12 protein-coding genes and 2 pseudogenes are annotated in these 13953 nt (G+C 63.3%); 9 read left to right on the forward strand and 5 right to left on the reverse strand.

The features are described 5' to 3' along the window. Nucleotide 1 precedes the first annotated feature (1 nt). The 4 genes from NCT32_RS24740 to NCT32_RS24755 form a co-directional block, all read right to left on the reverse strand. Nucleotides 2-370, reverse strand: a complete 369-nt coding sequence (locus tag NCT32_RS24740) for a hypothetical protein (protein WP_061116501.1) — start codon at nucleotides 368-370, stop codon at nucleotides 2-4. 131 nt (nucleotides 371-501) lie between these two features. After that, a complete protein-coding gene (locus NCT32_RS24745) occupies nucleotides 502-1785 on the reverse strand; it encodes an ATP-binding protein (RefSeq protein WP_086960691.1) in 1284 nt (427 codons plus the stop codon). Continuing rightward, nucleotides 1782-2444 carry a response regulator transcription factor gene (locus tag NCT32_RS24750; RefSeq protein WP_061116178.1) on the reverse strand — a complete coding sequence of 221 codons (663 nt, stop codon included), beginning with the start codon at nucleotides 2442-2444 and terminating at the stop codon, nucleotides 1782-1784. The genes NCT32_RS24745 and NCT32_RS24750 overlap by 4 nt, the downstream gene beginning before the upstream one ends. 170 nt (nucleotides 2445-2614) lie before the next feature. Then, nucleotides 2615-3760: a porin gene (locus NCT32_RS24755; protein ID WP_061116179.1), complete on the reverse strand. Its 1146-nt coding sequence runs from the start codon at nucleotides 3758-3760 to the stop codon at nucleotides 2615-2617. Between the two features lie 281 nt (nucleotides 3761-4041). Here NCT32_RS24755 and NCT32_RS24760 point away from each other — a divergent pair. From NCT32_RS24760 to NCT32_RS24790, 7 genes and pseudogenes are all read left to right on the forward strand, one after another. Then, nucleotides 4042-5010, forward strand: a pseudogene (locus tag NCT32_RS24760) (aldehyde dehydrogenase family protein); the annotation flags it as partial. A gap of 1 nt (nucleotide 5011) precedes the next feature. After that, nucleotides 5012-6241: an MFS transporter gene (locus NCT32_RS24765; RefSeq protein ID WP_250490609.1), complete on the forward strand. Its 1230-nt coding sequence runs from the start codon at nucleotides 5012-5014 to the stop codon at nucleotides 6239-6241. Continuing rightward, the gene (locus NCT32_RS24770; RefSeq protein ID WP_061116182.1) at nucleotides 6238-7455 is read left to right on the forward strand and encodes a mandelate racemase/muconate lactonizing enzyme family protein; all 1218 of its coding nucleotides are present in this window, start codon (nucleotides 6238-6240) and stop codon (nucleotides 7453-7455) included. Before NCT32_RS24765 ends, NCT32_RS24770 begins: the two co-directional genes overlap by 4 nt. 27 nt (nucleotides 7456-7482) lie before the next feature. Further along, nucleotides 7483-9141, forward strand: a complete 1659-nt coding sequence (locus NCT32_RS24775) for a GMC family oxidoreductase (RefSeq protein ID WP_061116503.1) — start codon at nucleotides 7483-7485, stop codon at nucleotides 9139-9141. 123 nt (nucleotides 9142-9264) lie between these two features. Continuing rightward, nucleotides 9265-10185 (forward strand): LysR substrate-binding domain-containing protein, encoded by a 921-nt coding sequence (locus NCT32_RS24780; RefSeq protein ID WP_250477773.1) that lies wholly within the window; start codon nucleotides 9265-9267, stop codon nucleotides 10183-10185. Nucleotides 10186-10197: 12 nt separating this feature from the next. Continuing rightward, nucleotides 10198-10332 (forward strand): annotated as a pseudogene (locus NCT32_RS24785) (nitronate monooxygenase); the annotation flags it as partial. A 126-nt stretch (nucleotides 10333-10458) separates the two neighbouring features. Continuing rightward, nucleotides 10459-10680, forward strand: coding sequence for a DUF3079 domain-containing protein (locus NCT32_RS24790; RefSeq protein WP_061116184.1), 222 nt, complete (start codon nucleotides 10459-10461; stop codon nucleotides 10678-10680). Between the two features lie 86 nt (nucleotides 10681-10766). Here NCT32_RS24790 and NCT32_RS24795 read toward each other — a convergent pair whose 3' ends face one another. Further along, nucleotides 10767-11969: a GAF domain-containing sensor histidine kinase gene (locus NCT32_RS24795; protein WP_250477774.1), complete on the reverse strand. Its 1203-nt coding sequence runs from the start codon at nucleotides 11967-11969 to the stop codon at nucleotides 10767-10769. Nucleotides 11970-12165: 196 nt separating this feature from the next. Here NCT32_RS24795 and NCT32_RS24800 point away from each other — a divergent pair, with 196 nt between their 5' ends. Beyond that, entirely contained in the window at nucleotides 12166-12759 is a 594-nt protein-coding gene (locus NCT32_RS24800) for a ParB-like protein (RefSeq protein ID WP_061116186.1), read from the forward strand. A gap of 74 nt (nucleotides 12760-12833) precedes the next feature. Then, nucleotides 12834-13343, forward strand: a complete 510-nt coding sequence (locus tag NCT32_RS24805; RefSeq protein WP_061116187.1) for a DUF421 domain-containing protein — start codon at nucleotides 12834-12836, stop codon at nucleotides 13341-13343. The last annotated feature ends 610 nt before the right edge of the window (nucleotides 13344-13953 follow it).

Raw genomic sequence — 13953 nt, forward strand, 5'->3', positions numbered from 1 at the left:
GTTATTGCGAAGGCCTGCGCCGGCTCGTCAGCTCGAGCCGGCACTCGTGATAGATGCGCTGCACGAGCGCGCATTCGTAGTCGAGATCCTCGCCTTCGAGAATGCGCTCGATGTCGCCGCGCGAGGCGTCGGCGTCGAGCGTCGTCGAGAAGCGCTCGGCGAGTGCCTGCGCCGCCGCCGAAAGCCGCGCGGTCTCGATCCACTCCGCCGCGCGATGGTGCCGGTCGAGCCAGCGATGCGCCGCGCGCACCTGAAAGGAGGTATCGGGCCAGTCGCCTTCGATGTAATACGCGCCGAGCAGTCCGCACGTGAGCCAGCACATCAGATGCACCCGGTCGTCGGGTCCGAGGGGATAGCGCACTTGACTCATGATGGCGGCATCGAAATGGCCCATCGGGAAGACGCATCGACGATAGCATGCCGCACATGCGCCCGACATGCGGCTCGCGTATGTCCTCACGCGGGCCGCATGTGTCCGGAGAATTCCTCGAACGAAACCGCTCATATCGTGACCGTCACCACGAGCCCGCGCGGCGCGGCATCCGCGAGTTCGACCTTCGCGCCCATGCGCGCCGCAATCGTGCCGACGATGGAAAGGCCGAGGCCCGAGCCGTCCTCGTCGCTGCCGAGCACGCGATAGAACGGATCGAAGACGCGCGCGCGTTCCTCCGGCGCGATGCCGGGACCGCTGTCCTCGATGCGAATCCACGGCCGCGCATTCGCCAAGCCCGTCGAGAGGTCCACGCGCCCGCCCGGCGGCGTGTATCGGATCGCGTTATCGACGAGATTCTTCACCATGATGGTGAGATCGGCTTGCGGCGCGCGGATGTGGACGTCATCGACGCTCGACACGCCGATGTCGATGTCCTTCGCTTCCGCGAGCGGCATCAGATCCTCCAGCACGTTGCGAAAGACTTCCTGCACGCGCAGATGCGCCGTGTCGGCGTCGTTGCGTTGCTGCAGGCGCGCGAGCGTCAGCAATTGATGCAGCAGCGAGCGCGTGCGCGCGAGACCGCGCCGGAGCGCATCGAGCCGCTGGCGCGCGGTGTCCGGCAATTCGGATGCGGCGAGCCGCTCGGCCTGCAACGACAAGGCGGTCAGCGGCGAACGCAATTCGTGCGCGGCATCGGCGACGAAGCGGCGCTGCAACGCCACCGACGCTTCAACGCGCGCGAGCAGCCGGTTGATTGCGACCACGAAAGGCGCGATCTCGCTCGGCAGCGCGTCGCCGGAAAGCGCGGACAGATCGTGCTCGGGGCGCGTGTCGAGACCGGCCGACAGCGCCGTGAGCGGCCGGAACATGCGTCGCACGATCAGATGCAGCGCCACGAGCAGCACGAGTGCGAGCGCGGCGAAGGGCATCACGGTGGCGAGCGCGCTGTTGCGGGCGATCTCGTCCCGGCCCGCCGTCTGCTGGCCGATCACGGCGCGTGTGCCGTCGTCGAGCGTGGTGACGGCAAGACGCCACGGCGTGCCGTCGACGATCGCGTTTTGCAGGCCATCGGGCAGGCCGGGTGGGAGCGCGAGCGGCGCGCGCTCGGCGATCGTCTGAATCACGAGCTTCGATTCCGCGTCCGCGCCGTCGACCTTGGCGAGCGCTTCGCGCCGCATCACGGCGAGCGTGCGCGGCGTGACGAGTGCGGCGATCTGCTTCAACTGGCCGTCCTGCAACTCGTTCGCCTCGTGAAGCGCCGTCTTGAAGGCGATCACGCCGCCCGCCGCCGCAATCACGACGATCAGCGCCGACAGCCAGGCCGACAGCCTGAACTGAAGCGAACGCGTCACGATTCCTTCGAAACCATCCAGCCCACGCCGCGCACGTTCTTGATCGCGGTGGCGCCGAGCTTCTTGCGCAGCGAATGGATCAGAAACTCGACCGCGTTGCTTTCCACTTCCTCGTTCCAGCCATAGATGCGATCTTCGAGCTCCGCGCGCGAGAGGATCGCGCCGGGGCGGACCATCAGCGATTGCAGCAGCGCGAATTCGCGGCTCGAGAGGCGCGTCGCGATGTCGCCGCACGTGGCTTCGCGCGTCGCCGGATCTAGCGTGAGCACGCCGTTCGTCATGAGCGGCGCGGCCTGTCCGCCACGGCGGCGGATCACGGCGCGCATGCGCGCCTTCAGTTCGGCGATGTCGAAGGGCTTGATGAGGTAGTCGTCGGCGCCTTCATCGAGGCCGCGAATGCGCGCTTCGACGGAATCGCGCGCGGTGATGATGATGAGCGGCACGTGATGCGCCCCGCGTCGCACGGCGCTCAGCACGTCGAGGCCGTCGGCGCCGGGCAGGCCGAGGTCGAGCAGGATCGCATCGTAGACGTGCGTGGTGAGGCTCGTGAGCGCGAGCTTGCCGTCGCGCACCCAATCGACGGCGTAGCTGCTCTCGCGCAGTTCGTCCTGCACGGATTCGCCGATCATGCGGTCGTCTTCGACGAGCAATACCCTCATGGCGTGTCTCCGGGCAGTCATGGCTTTTGTCGACGCTCGACGGATGGCGCTGGCTTCATCTTGCGGTCTTCACGTTCAGAGAAGCCGCAAGCGTAGCGGAGGGAAGCTTAGGAAATGCTTAGGATTTCCCGGTGCGCGAGACGCACCGGGCGGTTGCTCCGACGTGAGCGTCAGAACGCGTGCCGCAACGCCACCCGCGCGACGAACTGCTCCGAATTCGAGGACAAGCCCTGCGTGCCCGGAATGAACGCCTGATCCATGACGGAACCGGTCGATGTGCCGGCGATCTTCTGATACGCGCCCTGCAGATAAACGTCAGTGCGCTTCGACAGGAAATAATCCGCCATCAGACCGGCCGAATGGATGTGCGGCTTCACGGTGCCCGCGGTCGAATCGTAGGTCTCGATCGAATACACGTATTGCGCGCCGACGAAGAAGGCCGGCGTGAACTGATACTTCCCGTTCACTTCGAAGTTCTGATACTTCAGGTTCTTCAAAGTGTTCCCCGCCGATGCGAGCGGCAAGCCGATATAGCCGTTCGTCGACGGATCGCGATAACTCGAATTCGTGTACGCGAAACCCGCGGTCGCATTGCCGAACGTGTAGTTCACGCCCGCGCCGAAGATCTGCATGCGCCGGGCGATGAAGCTCGCGTCGTTCGTCGCGATTGCCCCGTTCGCATTCGAGCCCGTGCCGTCGGCGCGCAAATAGGCCGCGCCGACCAGCAAGCCGCCGCTGGCATACGACGCCCCGACGCTGTACTGCCGGTTGGCCGCAAAGTTCGCGTCGTTGCTGAAGCTATACGTGCCGCCGAAGCGCAAGCCCGCGAGCGTCGGGCTCGCGTACTTGACCGTGTTGTTCACGCGAAACGAGTTGTCGGTGTTGTCGTTATCGAACGGATGCGCGAAGAGATAGCCGGCCCAGTTGCCGTTGGCTGTCGTCGGCGCGAGATAGTCGACCACGGAATCGTACTGGCGGCCGAGCTTGAGCGAGCCGAAACGGTCGTCGCTCACGCCCACGTACGCCTGCCGGCCGAACATGCGTCCGCCTTGCCCCGCCGCGCCATTGCTCAGGTTCACGCCGCTTTCGAGCTGGAACACCGCCTTCGTGCCGCCGCCGAGTTCCTCGACGCCGCGCATGCCCCAGCGGCTGCCTGCGGCGTAACCGCTCGTGAGCTCATAGACATGATTACCGCCGACGTTGCTCGTGTAATCGAAGCCTTCGTCGAGGATGCCGTACAGCGTGACGCTGCTTTGAGCATGAGCTGATGTTGCGATGCACGCGAGCGCGGCCAGGGAAATTGCTTTGTTTCTCATGAAAGTCTCAAGTCTTTTACTTATTCGTCAAGAAGTCCAAACCATCGATGTGGACGGGACCGCGAGCGACGGATTGTGCGCGATGCAAGTGCGGCTGCAAAAGGATTTAGTCGAACAGCAAGCGTGAGTTTTGCGAATGTTCTTCCAGAAAATTCTTCGCTTGTCGTTGCAGCGCGAGGCGCGGAAGAATGCGCCGCAGATGCGTTGCCTTGTCGCAGCGGTTGCCCGACATGCCGGCAACCGGGCGGCATGACGCAGAGCGACCAAGGAATCCGCCAGACATGAAGCCAGAACGCAATTTTGTGAACGGACGTTTCATCGAGCCCGTGAGCGAGCACGTCACCGCCATCCTGAATCCCGCGACCGAAGAAGTGGTGGGGCACGTCCACGACGCGCCGCGCGAGCAGGCGCTCCTGGCCGTCGAACAGGCCGCCTGCGCGCAGCGTCTGTGGCGCGTGATGCCCGCCGCCGAGCGCGGCGAGCACATGCAGCGTCTCGCCCACGCCATCGTCGAAGCCTCAGCCGGGATCGGCGCGGCGCTCGCGGCAGAGTCCGGCAAGAGCCTGCTCGATGCGACCAACGAAGCCGTCTACGCCGCGCAGATCACGCGCTATCACGCGGAATGGGCGCGCCGTATCGAAGGCGAAGTCATTCCGAGCGATACGCCGAACGAGAATCTCGTGCTGCATCGCGAGCCGATCGGCGTCGTCGCGTGCCTGATTCCGTTCAATTTCCCGATCTATACGCTGATGCGCAAGATCGCCCCAGCGCTGATCGCGGGCAACACGGTCGTCGTGCGTCCGAGCAACAACACGCCGCTGTCGGCGTTCGAGCTGGCGCGCGCCGTGGAGCGCGCGGCGCTGCCTCCGGGCGTGGTCAATATTCTCGCGATGGATCACGCAACGGCCGAAGCCGTCTGCACGCATCCGAAAGTCGGCATGATTACGTTGACGGGCAGTGTCAACGCGGGCCGCAAGGTGCTCGACTACTGCAAGGCGAACATCGCGAAGCCTTCGCTGGAACTCGGCGGCAAGACGCCCGCGATCGTCGAGCCGGACGCCGATCTGCAAAAGGCCGCGCGCGAACTCGTCGCATCGAAGCTCACGCATAGCGGTCAGCTCTGCACGGCCATCGAGCGCGTCTATGTGCACGAGAGCGTTCACGACGCGTTCGTCGGCCTGCTGCGCGAGCAGATGATGGCGAAGCGCATCGGCGACCGTCACGAGGACGCGAGCAACATGGGACCGCTATATCCAGCTCGCGCTGCTCGTGATCGCCGCTGGCGCCATCTATCCGATTCTGTATCTGCGGCAGGTCTATCAGCCGACGATGCTCGAAGTCTTTCACATCACCGAAGCGCAACTGGGTTATCTCTACTCCGCGCTCGGCACGATCTTCCTCGTTTGCTATCTGCCGAGCGGCTGGCTCGCGGATCGCGTCGCGCCGCGCGTGCTCATCAGCTTTTCGCTGATTGCGACGGGCGCGCTCGGGCTGTGGTATTCCACGGCGCCGTCGTTCGGCTCGCTGATCGCGATCTTCGGCGGCTGGGGCCTGACGACGGGTCTCACGTTCTGGGCCGCGATCATCAAGCGCGTGCAGATGATCGCCGCCGCCGACGAGCAAGGCCGCTTCTTCGGCTTTCTCGATGGCGGCCGCGGCCTGATCGAAGCGCTGCTCGCGACGCTTGCGATCGGTCTTTTCGCCTGGACGACGCAGACGCGCGGCGAGTCGGCTGTCGCGGGCTTCCGGCTCGTCGTCTACATGTACGCGTTCCTGTGCATCGGGCTCGGCGTCGTGCTCGGCCGCGTGCGCGACCCGCAAGGCGCGCAGCCCGCGCAAGGCGCGCGAGAAAAGCGCAACGTGTTCCGCGATCTCGCCGTGCTGCTGAAGAATCCGCAATTGTGGCTGCTGTCGGCCATCGTGTTCTGCGGCTATCAGGTGTTCTGGGCGACGTACAGCTTCTCCGCGTATCTGCATGAGAAGGAAATCGGCTTGTCGGTGGTCGCGGCGGGCTTCATCACGACGGCCAAGTTGTGGATGCGCCCGATCGGCGGCATCGGCGGCGGCTTTCTCGGCGACCGCTCCTCGAAGTCCTCCGTGCTCGTGTTCGCGCTGTTCGCGGCGGCCGGCGCGCTGCTCCTGCTGATGGCGGCGCCCACGATCGGCAGTCACGTGCTCATCACGGTGATCGTGCTTTTCATCGGCGTGATGACGTATGCGATTCGCGGCCTCTACTGGTCGCTGCTCGATCAATGCAAGGTGCCCGCCGAAACGATGGGCCTCGCAATCGGCCTCGTTTCGATGATCGGCTATTCGCCCGATGCCGTGCTGCCGCTCATCAACGGCTATCTCACGCAGAACTTTCCGGGCGCGCATGGCTATCAGCTCTATTTCGGCTACATCGCGGTCATGTCCGCGCTGGGCGGCGTGGCCGGCCTCGTCTTCAAACATCGACTGAACAAAGTGGGAGCGCAACAATGAAAATCGCCGCACTTGAAACGCATATTGTCGCGGTGCCGCCGCCGCACGTCGGCGGCATGTACTGGATTTTCGTGAAGCTGCGCACCGCGTGCGGCATCGAGGGCGTCGGCGAGATCTACTCCGCGACGTTCCATCCGAAGGCGATGACGCCGGTCATCGAAGACGTGTTCGAACGCTATCTGCTCGGCCACGATCCGCACCATGTCGAGCGCTTCTATCGCGAGGCGTATTCGAGCGGCTTCACGCAGCGCCCCGATCTCACGATGATGGGCGTCGTCAGCGGCCTCGAAATGGCATGCTGGGACATCATCGGCAAGGCGGCGGGCAAGCCAGTCTACGAGCTGCTCGGCGGCCGCGTGCACGAGCGCCTGCGTTCGTACACCTATCTATACCCGAAGAACAGCCGCGGCGAATACGACTACGACGATCCCGATCTCGCCGCCGAATGCGCCGCGCATAACGTCGCGCTCGGCTTCACGGCGGTGAAGTTCGATCCGGCCGGCCCGTACACCGCGTATTCCGGCCATCAGATTTCGCTCGAAGTGATGGACCGCTGCGAGACGTTCTGCCGCAAGGTGCGCGAGGCTGTCGGCAGCAAGGCCGATCTGCTGTTCGGCACGCACGGGCAGATGGTGCCGTCGTCGGCGATTCGTCTTGCGCAACGGCTCGAGAAGTTCGATCCGCTGTGGTTCGAAGAACCGGTTCCGCCGGGGCAGGAAGGCGCGATGGCGCAAGTCGCCGCGAAAACCAGTATTCCGATTGCCGCGGGCGAGCGCCTGACGACGAAATACGAGTTCTTCAAGTTGCTCGAAGCGCGCGCGGCGTCGATCCTGCAATTCAACGTCGGGCGGGTGGGCGGTCTGCTCGAAGCCAAGAAGATCGCGAGCCTCGCCGAGGTCCATTACGCGCAGATCGCGCCGCATCTCTACAACGGTCCGGTCGGTGCGGCTGCGAGCATCCAGATCGCCGCGTGCTCGCCGAACTTCCTGATTCAGGAAAGCATCGGCACATGGGACGGCTTCCACGCCGAGGTGCTCAAGTCGAAGATCCGCTGGGAAGAGGGCTACATCGTTCCGTCGACGGAGCCGGGCTTGGGCGTCGAACTGAACATGGATGTCGTGCGGGCGCATACGCCGTACACCGGCGAGCGCCTGCACTTGCAGATGGCGGCCAGGCCCGCCGACGTGAAGGATCTCGCGCCCGCGAAGGGCTGAACGCAGGGCACAGAAAGCATGAAGAGCATGGAATTCGATTACATCATCGTGGGCGCCGGATCGGCGGGCTGCATTCTTGCCAATCGCCTCACCGAGTCCGGCGAGCATTCGGTGCTGCTGCTCGAAGCGGGCGGCGCGGACGATTCGTTCTGGTTCAAGGTTCCGGTTGGCTTCACGAAGACCTACTACAACCCGGAATACAACTGGATGTACTACAGCGAGCCGGAAGCGCAACTGAAAAACCGCTCGCTGTATTGTCCGCGCGGCAAGGTGCAGGGCGGTTCCGGCTCGATCAACGCGATGATCTACGTGCGCGGCCAGCCGCACGATTTCGACGACTGGGCGCGCGCGGGCAACGCGGGCTGGGGCTACCGTGACGTGCTGCCCTATTTCCGCCGCCTCGAATCGCACTGGGCCGGCGACACGCCGTATCACGGCGCGCACGGTAAGATCAGGATTTCGTCGATGAAAGACGGCGCGCATGCCATCTGCGGCACGTTCCTCGAAGGCGCGCGGCAAGCGGGTTTTCCCGTCACGGGCGACATCAACGGCGAGGACTACGAAGGCGCGACCATCTACGACATCAACGCACGCAATGGCGAGCGTTCGTCGAGCAGCTTCGAGTATCTGCATCCGGTGCTCGGGCGCAAGAACCTGCGCGTGGAGCGCCATGTGAGCGTGAGCCGCGTGCTGTTCGACGGCAAGCGTGCCACGGGCGTGATGGCATCGCGCAACGGCGAAGCGCTGCAATTCCGTGCGAAGCGCGAAGTGATTCTGTCGGCGGGCGCGGTCGATTCGCCGAAGCTGATGCAGCTTTCCGGTCTCGGCGACGGCGCGCTGCTCGCGCGGCACGGCATTGCGCTCGTGCATGAATTGCCGGCCGTCGGCAGGAATCTGCAGGATCACTTGTGCGTGAGCTTCTACTATCGCGCGACGGTCGAGACGCTCAACGACGAGCTCGGCTCGCTCTTCGGCAAGGTCAAGGCCGCCATGCGTTATCTGAGCTCGCGCAAGGGGCCGCTTTCGATGAGCGTGAACCAGTCGGGCGGCTTCTTCAAGGGCGATGACGACGAGGCGCAGCCGAACCTCCAGCTCTATTTCAATCCGCTCTCGTATCGCATTCCGAAGAGCAGCAAGGCGCAGCTCGAACCCGAACCGTATTCGGGCTTCCTGCTGTGCTTCAACCCGTGCCGGCCGACGAGCCGTGGATCGATCGAGATCGCGTCCAGCCGCGTGGAAGACGCCGCGAAGATCAGGATCAACGCGCTGACGACGCCGAGGGACATCCGCGAAGCGGTGCAGGGCAGCAAGCTCGTGCGCAAGATCATGAGCTCGGCCGCACTGCGCGCGATCACCGCGGAAGAGATTTCGCCGGGACCGGACGTGCAGAGCGACGCCGACATGCTGGAGTACTTCCGCGAGCAATCGGGCTCGATCTATCACCTGTGCGGTTCCTGCGCGATGGGCCCGGACGCGCGCACGGCGGTCGTCGACGAGCGCTTGCGCGTGCATGGCGTGCAGGGGCTGAGGATCGTCGATGCGTCGATTTTTCCGAACATCACGTCAGGCAATCTCAATGCGCCGGTCATGATGGTCGCCGAGAAAGGCGCGGACATGATTCTGGACGACGCGCGAACGGTCGTCGGGCAAGTCCCGACGCCGGCGGAGCCTGCCGCGATCGCCTGATCCGAAGCGGCATAATTTGCCTCGATCCGTAAAATGTCGCTTCATGGCGGCGTTATTCCGGCGTGGATGCGTGTTCAATGCACGCAGCAAACGCAAGGAAGGGAGACCGATTTGAAGCGAAAAATGCCGGCCCTGAACGCGCTGAGGGCCTTTGAAGTGGCAGGGCACACCGGCAGCTTCACGCGCGCCGCGGAGATGCTGCATGTGACGCAAAGCGCGGTGAGCCGCCAGGTGCGCCAGCTCGAAACGCAACTCGGCGAGCCGCTGCTGTTGCGCCGGCATCATCATCTGGAGTTGTCGGCGACGGGGCGGCACTTGCTGCAGGCGCTCAGAATGTCGTTCGACCGCATCGAGCTGACGGTGCGCAGCATTCAGGAAAGAACGCATTTAAGGCGACTGCGCATCAACGCGCCGCCCACGTTTTCGAGCCGCTGGCTGATGCCGCGCCTGCAATCGTTGCGCGCGGCCGCGCCGGACCTCGAAATCTCGCTGACCACGCGCCGCAAGGACGATCTCGTCGAATCGGGCGCGCTCGACTGCGCGATTCGCTTCGGCAATGGCGAGTGGGACGGGCTCGACAATCAGTTGCTGATGAACGAGCGGCATATCGCCGTATGCTCGCCCGCGCTTCTCGGCGAGCGCGATTCATCCGGCATCGACCTGAACGAATTCACGCTGCTGCACGTGCTCGCCGCCAGCGATCAGCGGTATCTCACCTGGCAGCACTGGCTCAAGGCGGCGAATATCGATAACGTCGATACGCGCGGCGGCTACGAGTTCGATCTGCTCGATCATGCGATTCGCGCCGCCGTCGACGGCCTCGGCGTCACGATTGCCGATCGTCACATGATCGCGCCCGAGTTGCAGCAGGGCACGCTCGTGCCGATCGTCGATGTCGAGGTGGACGGGCACCAGTCCTACTGGCTCGTCACGCGGACCGGCCAGGACGATGCGCCGCAGGTCGCGCTCTTTCGCGAGTGGCTGCGCGCCGAGATCGACAAGCAGGTGTGCCGGCCGGGCGGTAAGCAAGGCGCGCGCGACTAGCGGAGACGATCACGCGGCGATCTCGGCAATGGCCTGTTCTTCCGTGGACGCGAGACGCTGCCTTTCGGCGTGGCGATCCGCAGCGTGCGCGATCTCATCGCACTGATGCTCACGGGCGCGACGAAAGGCGCGCCGGCGGCATGTTGAAAACCGAAACGGCGTGTTTCGAGGGAAGCGGCGAGCGATCGTCGCATTCCTATTGGCTGCGAAGGGGTTCGGTACTAGTCTCGATGTCGCCGGCTCGCAGGCCGTCATTGAAGGAGTATCAAGACGATGTCGAAACGCTTTCCGCTGAATCCGAAACATCCCGAGCGTAATTGCTGGGGTTGCGATCACTATTGCGCGACGGACGCCCTGCGCTGCGGCAACGGTTCGAGCCGCACGCAGCATCCGGCCGAACTGCTCGGCGACGACTGGTACGAACAGGGCGACTGGAATCTCGATATCGTCGGGGACGCGAAGTCGATTCAGCCCGGCGTCGCACGATCGGATTGATTGGCGTGCAGAAGGACAATTTCGACGAGCGCACCGAAGGCGCTTTCGCAACGCGTCCCCTTGCATGGTAAACAGCGCCTGCTCACCTACAAAGGAATACGCGCGGTGAAGCATGTACCGTCGTCGATCGACGAGCACACTTCCAGCGTGCCGCCATGTGCCTCGACGATCTGCTTGCAGATGTACAGTCCCAGGCCCAGTCCTCCGCCCGGTGCGCTGGTTTTCGGCCGCCAGTAAGGTTCGAATACGCGCTGGAGCACCTGCGGTGGAATCGGCTCGCCAGCGTTCGACACCGAAAGTACGAGTGTCCCGGATTCGACGATAGCGCGCACGACCACGGGCGCATCTGGCGAACCGTGCGTCAGCGCATTCGCGAGCAGATTCGACATGAGCTGCTGAAGGCGAGCGAGGTCGCAGCGAGCCGGCCCCTCCACGGAGATCGAGCAATCGACCGCTCTCGACGGATACGTCATGCACAGTTCGTCCACGACCGCTCGCAGGTGAACGCCAAGGTCGCTTTCGTCGGCCAGTGCGACGACCATGCCGGAACCCATGCGGCCGCGCGCGAAGTCCATCACGTCATCGATGAGTCTGGCCATTCTCAAAGCCGAGCGCTTCAGCCGCTGTCCGATCGCCTCGATGTCGGGCTCCGCTTTGCGGCGGCTCAATAGCTCAGCTGTCGCACTGACGGCCGACAACGGGCTGCGCAAGTCGTGGCCCAGAACGGCGATGAATTGTTCGCGCAACGTGGCCGTTTCACGTTCGAGAAGCAATTGCGATTCGGTCGACCGCTGCCTCTGCTCGCTGTCCAACTGCATGCCGATCAGATTGGCGAAGACCTCGAACATACGAACGATTTTCGGATCCGAGACGGCCGCCGGGCTCGCGTCGATCGCGCAGAGATTGCCGAAGTACTCGCCGCCCGGCAATACGATCGGGACGGAGATGTAGCTTTTCAGGCCGTAAATCGCCGGGGTATGGTGGTCGCGATACTTCTCGCTCTGCGTGAAGTCGTCGATGACGATCGCCAGCCGCGCGGCGCGAGATTCGAAGCAAAGCGTGGAGTGAAGTTGCAGTTGTCCGCCCGGCTTGAGGCCGAATCCTACTTTGTCGAGTACGGCGCACGCGGTCCAGGTTGCATCGGTCACGCGTGCGACGGCGGCAAAGCCCATCCCGGTCTCTTCGCAGATCATCTTCAGCATCGAAGGGACGGCGCCGATACGCGCAACAGCGCCGATGTCGCGCGCCAGTGCCTCGTCGGAATCCACTGCGTTGATTATGTTTTCCATGTTTGCTGCGTACGCGTCCGAGTTAGGGCTTCGACAGGATCAGTCAGAACTACCGGGGGTGTTGGAATTTCGGCTCCGGACGATTAGCCTACTACACCAAAGCGTCGGCACGGTTTCTGCTCCCGGTGGTCAGAGGCCTGAATTCTCGTTCGTACGATTGGGCTTCGCGTGTTTCGGGTATTGCGGGGAGGCAAAAATGAAGAGAGTAAGAATCGACCTCTTGCGTCCCACACAGGTGACGCACGGTTTTCGGGAAATCCTCGACAAGACGAAAGTCTACGAGTCGCTGTCGGGCCATGATCTGGAAATGGCCATCGCCGAAAAGCCGGTTCCTGTCGTGCTCGGTCCCGGCGGCGCACCGTATGTCATCGACCATCATCACGTTGCGACCGCGCTGTGGCGCGCCGCGATAAAGAGCGTGCCCGTCGTTCTGGTGGGTGACCTCACATCATTAAGCAAAGCCGACTTCTGGCTGACGATGGAAAACAATCGCTGGACGTATCCCTACGACGCGCAGAGCAGGCGCGTCGCGTTCGCCGAATTGCGGGACCATGTGTGGGAACTGATGGACGATGAATTTCGGAGTCTGTCGGCGTCGGTGCGCGACGCGGGCGGCTATGAAAAGACAACTGTTCCGCTGGCGGAATTCCGCTGGTCCGATTTCTTGCGAAGCCGTTTGCCGCCGCCCGAAAGCGATGCCGAGTACGCATCGCTCGTCGAGAAAGGCGTGGAACTCGCGAAGACAAAAGCTGCGCGCGGGCTTCCGGGATATCTCGGCCCGGCTGACTGACGCTGACAAAGACCGTCTCCACGGCAAGCCGGGCAGACCTCTGGCCTTGCTTGCTCGCTCTACCGGAGGACACGATGAACATCCTCGTAGCGATATTCGGAGAAGGCAGGGACCTCGATGCCTTGCAAATGGCGGCCAGAACGGTCGTCGTTTTTTTCGCGGCACTTGTTTTCATTCGAATCTCTGGTCGACGGTCCTTCGGCCAGCGTTCTCCTTTCGATTATGTGGTCGGGATCCTTCTCGGCGCCACGTTGAGCCGCGTCATTGTCGGTGCTTCTCCGGCAGCGCCGACGCTGGTTGCTTCGCTCGTCATCGTGCTCATACATCGGGCGCTCGCGTGGGCTTGCATTCATTCGCCCCGACTGGAGTCGCTCGTGGTCGGCGTGGAACGAGAAGTCTTCAAGGATGGCCGATTCAACGAAAATCAGATGTCGGCCGCACTTATCACGAAAACCGACGTATTCGAGACCGCGAGACAGGAACTTCATACGCTCGATCTCGAAGAAGTGCATTCGGCGATACTCGAGCGCAACGGGCAGGTGAGTCTCGTGCGCAAGAAGAGGGAGCGAAAGCAGGATGACTGACTCCGATCCGCAGGCTGTGACTGATCGAGCGTCATCGTCGACGCCCGAACAATCCGCCCGGGCGTTGCGGTTGACGTCTCATTCGCTTTCCGTCCCGCCGAGGCGGCTGTGGTTCGAGCGCCAACCTTCGCGCTTCTTCCGCCTGCGATGAACTCTCCAGCAACGTGCCGTTGTTCCACATCCAGAGCGGTAGAACCGTCACGACAGCATGGTTGCCCGTGTCTTGCACGACGACGAAACAGCAATCATCCGCTTTGCTGTAGATGAGGTTCAGGCCCCTGTTCGCCGAAGTTCCGCCGAGCCAGATGCATCGACCTGCGTCGATCATGGTGCGAAGGGCGGTTGTCGAGAGGGAACATCGTTCGTTCACGCGTTCCTTTGCGTGCGGCGAAATCCAGGACCGGCGCGGGCTCGATCGTCTCTTTGAGAAATGCATACTCTCCTCGGCGATCCATGCGTTGCGGCGCGCCGCGAATGCAAATTCGTCGCGCTGGATAAGCACGGTGAATATAACGGGCCGCGTCTATGACAGCCTAGTGTCCCGAGTTAGAAATTCGTAGACAAAATCGCTTGACGCTGGCGAGGATGTCGTCGGCCGATTTGGTCCAGT

The organism is Caballeronia sp. INML2, from assembly GCF_023631365.1.
GTDB lineage: Bacteria > Pseudomonadota > Gammaproteobacteria > Burkholderiales > Burkholderiaceae > Caballeronia > Caballeronia turbans.

Bases quoted from the DNA above. Each gene is read 5' to 3' on its own strand.
- NCT32_RS24740 (WP_061116501.1), bottom strand. From the start codon at position 370: ATGAGTCAAGTGCGCTATCCCCTCGGACCCGACGACCGGGTGCATCTG.
- NCT32_RS24750 (WP_061116178.1), bottom strand. From the start codon at position 2,444: ATGAGGGTATTGCTCGTCGAAGACGACCGCATGATCGGCGAATCCGTG.
- NCT32_RS24755 (WP_061116179.1), bottom strand. From the start codon at position 3,760: ATGAGAAACAAAGCAATTTCCCTGGCCGCGCTCGCGTGCATCGCAACA.
- NCT32_RS24770 (WP_061116182.1), top strand. From the start codon at position 6,238: ATGAAAATCGCCGCACTTGAAACGCATATTGTCGCGGTGCCGCCGCCG.
- NCT32_RS24775 (WP_061116503.1), top strand. From the start codon at position 7,483: ATGGAATTCGATTACATCATCGTGGGCGCCGGATCGGCGGGCTGCATT.
- NCT32_RS24780 (WP_250477773.1), top strand. From the start codon at position 9,265: ATGCCGGCCCTGAACGCGCTGAGGGCCTTTGAAGTGGCAGGGCACACC.
- NCT32_RS24790 (WP_061116184.1), top strand. From the start codon at position 10,459: ATGTCGAAACGCTTTCCGCTGAATCCGAAACATCCCGAGCGTAATTGC.
- NCT32_RS24795 (WP_250477774.1), bottom strand. From the start codon at position 11,969: ATGGAAAACATAATCAACGCAGTGGATTCCGACGAGGCACTGGCGCGC.
- NCT32_RS24800 (WP_061116186.1), top strand. From the start codon at position 12,166: ATGAAGAGAGTAAGAATCGACCTCTTGCGTCCCACACAGGTGACGCAC.
- NCT32_RS24805 (WP_061116187.1), top strand. From the start codon at position 12,834: ATGAACATCCTCGTAGCGATATTCGGAGAAGGCAGGGACCTCGATGCC.